This window comes from Fodinibius sp. (genome assembly GCF_041642155.1).
Classification (GTDB): Bacteria; Bacteroidota; Rhodothermia; order Balneolales; family Balneolaceae; genus Fodinibius.
The window spans coordinates 1-7,997 of record NZ_JBEPWZ010000127.1 but is presented as its reverse complement, the minus strand read 5'-3'; the positions used below and the strand labels follow the sequence as shown (position 1 = coordinate 7,997).

General features: G+C 47.3%; 7 protein-coding genes. 3 read left to right on the top strand and 4 right to left on the bottom strand.

Annotated features, from left to right (window positions below):
- The 4 genes from ispG to ACESLU_RS08710 all read right to left on the bottom strand — a co-directional run.
- Positions 1 to 922 (bottom strand): flavodoxin-dependent (E)-4-hydroxy-3-methylbut-2-enyl-diphosphate synthase (gene ispG / locus ACESLU_RS08725; protein WP_372638000.1); only part of this gene is annotated, 922 nt, incomplete at its 3' end.
- A gap of 123 nt (positions 923 to 1,045) precedes the next feature.
- Positions 1,046 to 1,918 carry a rhomboid family intramembrane serine protease gene (locus ACESLU_RS08720; protein WP_372637997.1) on the bottom strand — a complete coding sequence of 291 codons (873 nt, stop codon included), beginning with the start codon at positions 1,916 to 1,918 and terminating at the stop codon, positions 1,046 to 1,048.
- Positions 1,919 to 1,975: 57 nt separating this feature from the next.
- Complete coding sequence (locus ACESLU_RS08715) at positions 1,976 to 2,590, bottom strand: rhomboid family intramembrane serine protease (RefSeq protein ID WP_372637992.1); 615 nt, start codon at positions 2,588 to 2,590, stop codon at positions 1,976 to 1,978.
- Positions 2,591 to 2,973: 383 nt separating this feature from the next.
- A complete protein-coding gene (locus ACESLU_RS08710) occupies positions 2,974 to 5,157 on the bottom strand; it encodes a glutamine synthetase III (protein WP_372637990.1) in 2,184 nt (727 codons plus the stop codon).
- A gap of 272 nt (positions 5,158 to 5,429) precedes the next feature.
- On the opposite strand from ACESLU_RS08710, the gene ACESLU_RS08705 reads away from it, so the two are divergent.
- From ACESLU_RS08705 to ACESLU_RS08695, 3 genes are all read left to right on the top strand, one after another.
- On the top strand, positions 5,430 to 6,326 hold the full coding sequence (locus tag ACESLU_RS08705) for a 1,4-dihydroxy-2-naphthoate polyprenyltransferase (protein ID WP_372637987.1): 897 nt from the start codon (positions 5,430 to 5,432) through the stop codon (positions 6,324 to 6,326).
- Positions 6,323 to 7,408, top strand: coding sequence for an o-succinylbenzoate synthase (gene menC, locus ACESLU_RS08700; protein ID WP_372637984.1), 1,086 nt, complete (start codon positions 6,323 to 6,325; stop codon positions 7,406 to 7,408). Before ACESLU_RS08705 ends, menC begins: the two co-directional genes overlap by 4 nt.
- Positions 7,409 to 7,473: 65 nt before the next feature.
- A partial coding sequence (locus ACESLU_RS08695) for an AMP-binding protein (protein WP_372637982.1) occupies positions 7,474 to 7,997 on the top strand: 524 nt, incomplete at its 3' end.

Genomic DNA, 7,997 nt, shown 5'->3' with positions numbered 1-7,997 from the left:
AGTAGGTGCTGTTCGTCCGCCCGCACCCCGGACAGGCGGTCACCTGGGGAACAAAGCTGCGAATGCCCAGGGATTGCAACACCTGTTGACATACCCGAACTTCTTCAGCCCGGTCGCCGCCGGGTTTAGGCGTCAGGGAAACGCGGATGGTATCACCTATCCCCTGTTGCAGCAGAACGGACAGGGCGGCCGAGCTGGCCACGATTCCCTTCACGCCCATGCCGGCCTCGGTGAGTCCCACATGCAGCGGATAGTCCAGCAGCTCGGCAATACGCTCATATACGTGTACCACATCCTGTACATGCGACATCTTACAGCTGATAATGATTTTGTTGGAAGCTAATCCCACACTTTCTGCCAAATCAGCCGACCGCCTCGCACTTTCGACCATCGTGTCCAGCATTACCTGCTTGGATGATTTCGGCTTTGCGAGCTGACTGTTGGCATCCATTTTTTTTGCCAATAGCTGCTGGTCGAGCGACCCCCAGTTGACCCCGATACGCACTGGCTTATTGTATTCTATGGCCTGTTCTACAATCGTACAGAAATTTTCATCCCTCGTTTTGGTTCCGGTGTTACCGGGATTTATCCGGAATTTGGACAGGGCTTTCGCTGCTTCGGGATATTCCACGAGCAGTTTATGTCCGTTATAGTGGAAATCGCCTACAATCGGAACTCTAACATCATCTTCCAGCAATTGTTGTTTAATACGGGGGACCGCCCGGGCGGCCTCTTTATTGTTCACGGTGATCCGTACGATTTCAGAGCCGGACCGGTGCAGATATTTAATCTGCTCCGCTGTGGCATCTATGTCGGCCGTATCGGTGTTGGTCATAGACTGGACCACCACCGGTGCACCACCGCCTACGGGCACATCGCCCACCATGACCTGTATCGACTTGCGACGTTTTATATGAGACATACCTTGCAAATTATAAATTTTGAATGTTGAACGTTGAATTTCAAATTCACATAAACAGGATTATGGCCTTTTATTCAGGAATAGTACCCATTCAAATCTTAAATGTAACATTCCAAAAAACGATCAGTTCTTCCTACTGAGCTCAAACAACTTCTGTTTTTCCTCTTGAGTCAGCCCGTCATAACCTTTTTCAGAAATTTTCTCCAGGATCTGGTCAAGTTCGGCCTGCTCTTCCGTTTCGTCTACTATTTCAACGTCCGACACCGTGTACATATTCTTATTTTTAGGCTCGGATTTCGGCTGCTGGTAGGACCCTTTTAAGCGATACCAAAACTGTTCAATCGGTAAAATCCATTTACTTAAATCTGAACCCCTCGTTTGCGCCCGCATCAGCAAATAGCCGATTCCGGCTCCACCAAGATGCACAATACGGGCCGTACCGTCTTGCGAGCCCAGCAGCAGCACATCCAGCGCAATAAGTCCGGCTACCACATAGCGCGCCTGTATAGGCGGCAGCAGCAGAAGCATGATCGGCATAGTCGGATACAGCATCGCAAACGCTACCATGATGCCATAAACAGCGCCCGAGGCCCCGATGACGAAGTTAAAACCCATAATTTGAGCGAAGAGAATATCCAGCAGTGCTCCTCCGATACCGGCCCCCATATAGATGACCGTAAAGGTGCGGGGACCCAGATGCTCCTCCACCGCACGGCCCATCCACCAGAGCCAAAGCATATTGAAAATAAGATGAAACGCTCCCCCGTGCAGAAACATATAGGTGACCATTCGCCACGGCTGGAATAAAGCAGTCTGCCATTCCGGGTAAAAGGCAAAGGCCTGGACCAGCGCATTGCTATACGTGCTACTGATAATGCCCAGCACGACCTGGAAAATAAATACCGCTACATTGAGCGTAATAAGCGTACGAATCGCCATCGGCAAGGCCTGGTAACCACGTTTAAAGGAACTGCTGAATGATTCGTTGTTGTGCATGCTCTTCATTACTTTCGTCGGAAGATGTAGAAGGGTTAAATTAACAAAAAACTGGTATTAATATTGAGATTTCTCCCCTCTCAATCCCCAGTATTTTATTAGGAAAAAACCCACAAGCATCCCTCCCAGGTGAGCAAAGTGAGCTACCCCCGAGTTGGATCTTGTCAGGCCGCTTATAAGTTCGATAGCCCCGAAGCCGGCCACAAAGTATTTCGCTTTTATCGGTATCGGCGGAAACAGCAACATAATAGGCCGATCGGGAAACATCATCCCGAATGCCAGGAGAATACCGTAAACGGCCCCGGACGCACCTAATGTCGGCACGCCCCCGGGTCCCACCACCATATGCAGCAGGGCAGCACCAATACCCGTTAAAAAATAGTAAATAGTAAACCGTCGGGTGCCCCAATAATTTTCAATAGCCTGCCCAAACATCCAGAGCGCAAATAAATTAAAAAAGATATGTCCAAAGCCCGCATGCAGAAACATGTAGCTTATAAACTGCCATATCTCAAAACGTCCCGATTCAAGAGGCCAAAGCGCACCATATTGAAAAAGAGCCTGCCCGATCACGGGGGTATTCAATGCGACAAAACAAAGTCCGTTGACAATCAAAAGATGTTTAACGGCAGGCGGAAAAATAGATATTTGCGTATTCGGTTGGTAATTCAAAAAATAATCATATTTATTGCCATTTTCTTTCATCGGAATATACGGTTCCTAATGATCAAATCGAACTGTATCGATATTGGAATCGTTCCGATATTTTCGGGCGCAGATCCAGGGTCCATTCGAAAAGGGAATGATGAGAAGCGTGGCGTTATTTCCTTTACTTCTTTTTCAGTCATCAAGACACCATAGTTCGGCCATCAAAACACAAAAATACGGCATGCCTTATGACGAGTAGCACCTGTATCATCCCTTTAGATTTTTCAAAGAATGGCATATATACAACCGAGGATATCCATAAAAAAATCCCGGGCCAGTTAAACAACCCGGGACTTTCGATTTTAGAGTTTAGAGTTTAGCCAGATGAATTCAATCCTCCCCTGCGGTTACTTAACAAAAAGCATCTCACGATAGATGGGCAGCGGCCAGTAATCATCGGCGACGTAACGCTCGAGGAAATCAACCGAATCCCGAATCTTTGTCATTACGGGTATTACGTGATCTTTTACATGAATGGCTTTCTCTTCCAGGGGTTTATCCTCTCCTGCCAATACTGCTTCACGCAGTTCTCCGAGAGCCTGATCAAGATCATTAATACCGCCATTGACCTTACGCAGCATCGCATCTGACCCGCTATTATCAAGATTCAGCCGGTCAATACGTTCGACACTTTCGGCCAGCTCATTCATATAACGTACAGCTGCCGGGTAGACCATTGTCTTTGCGATAGCCTCCGTAGTATCTGACTCAATATTAATCGTAGTGAGATACTGTTCCGTCCATATTTCTTGTCGCGAATAAATTTCACGCTTATTCAGCACCTTATGCTTTTCGAACAGCTCAATGTTTTTATCATCGGATAACAGCGGAAGAGCATCCATAGTGGTAGGCAGATTCAGCAGTCCGCGTTTCTCTGCCTCTTCAGACCATGCATCTGAATAGCCATCTCCGTTAAAGATGATATCTTTGGAGGCATTCAGCGTCTCGGATAATACAGAAGCAAGAGCTTTCTCAAAAGAATCGTTATCCTCTACCTTCGTTTCCAACTGAGTGCACATCTCATCGAGGGCATCTGCTACAATCGTATTTAATACCACGGTCGGAAAGGAAATTGACTGGCTGGATCCTACAGCGCGGAATTCAAACTTATTACCAGTAAAAGCGAAAGGAGAAGTACGGTTGCGGTCACCGGCGTGCCTCGGAATCGAGGGGAGTACCCTGGTCCCAAGTCCCAGCAATCCACTTTGCTTTGACTCTTTAAGATCACCATTCAGCAGTTGTTTGACCACATCTTCCAGCCGATCTCCTATATATGCCGATATAATAGCCGGCGGTGCTTCATTCGCTCCCAGCCGATGGTCATTAGCGGCATGAGCGATACTGATACGCATGAGATCCTGATTTTCATAAACAGCTTTTAAAATGGCTGTAAAGAAAAAGAGAAACTGCATATTGTCGTGTGGATTGTCTCCCGGCTCGAGCAAATTCATACCATCGCTGGTGCTCATTGACCAATTCAGGTGCTTTCCACTGCCATTCAAGCCGTCATACGGCTTTTCATGAAGAAGGCATTCGAATCCATATTTGCGTGCTACCCGTTTTAAAGTAATCATCATCAGTTGTTGATGATCTGCTGCAATATTGGAGTTCTCAAAAATAGGAGCTATTTCATATTGGCTGGGAGCTACTTCATTGTGCCGTGTCTTTACCGGAATACCAAGCTTATAAAGCTCTTTCTCGGCTTCGAGCATAAACGAAAGAACGCGCTCTGGTATGGATCCAAAGTAATGATCATCTAATTCCTGCCCTCTTGGCGGTTTGGCGCCAACAAGGGTACGTCCCGACGTCATAAAATCGGGACGACGATAATAAAATTCCTGGTCGACCAGAAAATACTCCTGTTCACAACCCACCGTAGAGCCAACACGTTTTGTATCCACATCAAACAACTTAAGAGCCCGTTTGGCCTGCTTGTCAAGGGCATCATTGGAACGGAGGAGCGGTGTTTTGTGATCCAATGCTTCTCCTGTCCATGATGCAAAAGCTGTCGGGATGCAGAGGTACGATCCATTCTGGTTTTCCATGATAAAAGCGGGAGATGTCGGATCCCAGGCCGTATATCCGCGAGCCTCAAATGTTTGCCGGATTCCCCCGTGAGGAAAACTTGAGGCATCGGGCTCGCCCTGTATTAACTCTTTGCCAGAGAATTCAGCAATGGCCCCTCCCCCCTCATTGGGCGTAATGAAACTGTCATGTTTCTCAGCTGTAAAACCTGTCAATGGTTGAAACCAATGGGTAAAATGAGTAGCTCCTTTTTCGGTGGCCCAATCTTTCATTGCAACAGCGACGGCATTTGCAACTTTTGAATTTAGTTCTTCCCCTTCCTCAACGGTTTTTTCGAGGTTTCCCCAGATTTCTTTTGGCAAGCGCTCCTTAAGCTCTTCCAACTGAAGAGTGTTCTCGCCAAAAATTTCGGTAATGTTCATCGATTCTGTTTGCTCACCGTTGGGTTTGGGTAACCAATTACGGGCAGCTGCCAGCGTATCGTATCGTCGAATTCCTTTTGTCATTGTTTTCGAAATATTGTTTTAGGTCCGAATTATAAACTGCCCGTAAAATACATGAAGAAAATGTTATTGCAAAATTTTTTAAAAATTTATTGTAAATAGCGTAATAATAAAAGGTGTGTTATAATTAAAATATTATTTATTTAGTATTTTTCTCTTTCAAGGAGCTTCCTGATTAACTTTATTTATTAAAATAAAATTTCAGCTTGTTTTTTTAAGTGACTAATTTATTCCTATAATTCAGCCGTAGCGTTTTTCAACTATTCATTTTTTTCATGGCAAAAGAATTTAACCCTGGCATCTGGATTGATGCTGCGCGTCCCCAGACCCTGGCCGCGGCTTTCGTACCGGTCTGTGTTGGGGCAACGATTGCTGTTTATCATCACACGTTCGACTGGTTGGCCTCTCTCGTTGCACTGCTTTGTGCCTTTCTCATTCAAATAGGCACGAACTTCGCAAACGACTATTTTGATTTTCAAAAGGGAGCTGATACCGACGAACGTATCGGCTTCGAACGGGCAACAGCCGGGGGACTGGTTTCGGTACGCGCCATGCGCAATGCTACGATCATCGCGATGGGACTGGCGTTTGTATTGGGACTATACCTCGTGTGGCACGCGGGCTGGGTGATCTTCTGGATTGGAGTGGCATCCCTGGTGTGCGGCATCCTCTATACAGGGGGTCCCTTTCCACTGGGATATAATGGCCTCGGTGACCTCTTCGTATTTATCTTTTTCGGGATTGTAGCCGTCATGGGAACCTATTATGTTAATGCCCTGCAATGGAGTGCTGATTCTTTCTGGGCTTCTCTTGCTGTCGGGGCGTTATCGACCAATATTTTAGTAGTCAATAATTTGCGCGATATTGAACAAGACGGTCCTGCCGGTAAAAACACCCTGGGGGTACTCTTTGGCGAGAACGTGCTTAAATGGGAATACCTCTTAATGATGATGCTGGCGCTGGCTATTCCACCTCATTTTTACGTTCAGCTCGAATATGGTATGCCTGTGTTTCTTCCATTTATGACGCTTCCCATGGCCGGCCTGCTGGTTTATAACATTTGGACGGAAGAAGAAAAGCGCAAATTCAATAAAACACTGGAACAGACGGCCCAGTTCATGACCCTTTACGGCGTTCTTTTCAGCGCCGGTATATTACTTGACATGGTATGAAGATAGATTGTTATACATATCAACTTCCATTCAAAAAGCCGCTTGAAAGCAGTAACTACGTTTACGCTCAGCGGGAAGGGGTTATATTTGCTGTATCCGGTCCCGGCGGACCATGCTACGGAGAAGCAGCCCCCCTGCCCGGTTTCTCTTCTGAAACCCTGGAGGATGTTACAACGCAAATTAAAACCCATCTCGAAGACTGGTCAACATTACTAGGCTCCGATCATCCTATTCAGGAGCTCCAGGCCCATTTCCTGGCGGAAACAACCCTCCCGGCCCTTCAGTTTGCGCTGGACGGCCTGGCCTACCAGGTTGCGGCTCAAAAAGCGCGGCAATCACTGATCTCCTTTTTATTTAAAGATCCCGCCCCTGTCATAGCCGTCAACGGACTCCTGTCCCTGGCCTGCCCCGATGACCCGGTATCAACCGCTCAAAAGCTACGATCCCGCGGGTTCCGGACCCTCAAGTGCAAAGTGGGGATCGACTGGCCCTGCGAACAGAACATGCTGCGGCGAATCCGGGGCCGGTTTTCCGACCTTCGCATCCGTCTGGATGCCAACCGCGCATGGACAACAGATGAGGCGATCACTAATTTAAGCAGTATTGAAGCATTGGATATCGAATATTGCGAGGAACCGCTCAGCCATCCCACTCCTGAGAAATGGGATGAACTGGATAGAAATACGACCGTTCCTCTTGCATTGGACGAATCGATTAATAAAAATGAACAGTGGGAATCCCTGTTGCGCTATTGCTCCGTTCTCATCATCAAGCCGATGGTGATCGGAAGTTTTTCCAGACTCTTTGCCATCCGTCAGAAGGCCCTGCAATTTAATTGCAGCCTGATTTTCACCTCCGCCCTGGAGAGCAGTATCGGGCGGACCCTAACGGCTGTTCTGGCATCGGGAATGGGTTCCGCGGATTACGCTCACGGATTGAACACCGGCTTCCTGCTGGACCGGGATGTCACAGCCAATCAGCCTGAGGTTGTCTCCGGTGTTATCCATTCAAAGGAGCTTGATCCAGGCCGTGTTGATAAAAAACAATTAACCCGCATTTCTCATTTGGAGATGGGGTCGTGAGCAGGGTCTTGTGAGAATGAGAAACAGGGATCATAACTCTCAGCAATAACCATCATAAACAGTGAATGAATACAGATATCAAAACACCTACATTTAACGATCCATTGCCTATTGATCTGTTTCTGGAATCATCTGTCAACAGCTATATCTATGACGACCTGAGGCAGTTCGAACATGTTTTTCTGCGCTATCTCACGGAAATGAACTATGATTTCAACAAGCCGCTGGCCCTGCGGACCTCCAGTTCCGACGAGCTGGTCTTTCTCATCGCTTCGTGCTGGAGACTTGGTATTCCTTTTGTCCCCATTAGCCCTGAACTCCCCGAAAAAGAGCGGGATCTTCTTTTTCAACAGCTGGAGATCGGGCTCTTTATTAATGAGGGTGATGATGAGAGTACCTCCGACACACCCTATACCACTGTAGACATTGACCGTTTCGCCCTCTCCCGGACATTAAGTCCCAATTTTACTCCCGAAGAATGGGTAGAGAAACACAAAAAAAATATCCGGCCCGGGCAACTTTTTGGTTATTTTCATACCTCCGGCACGACGGGAACGCCCAAAATAGTACCCCTGAAACGACGTCAAAT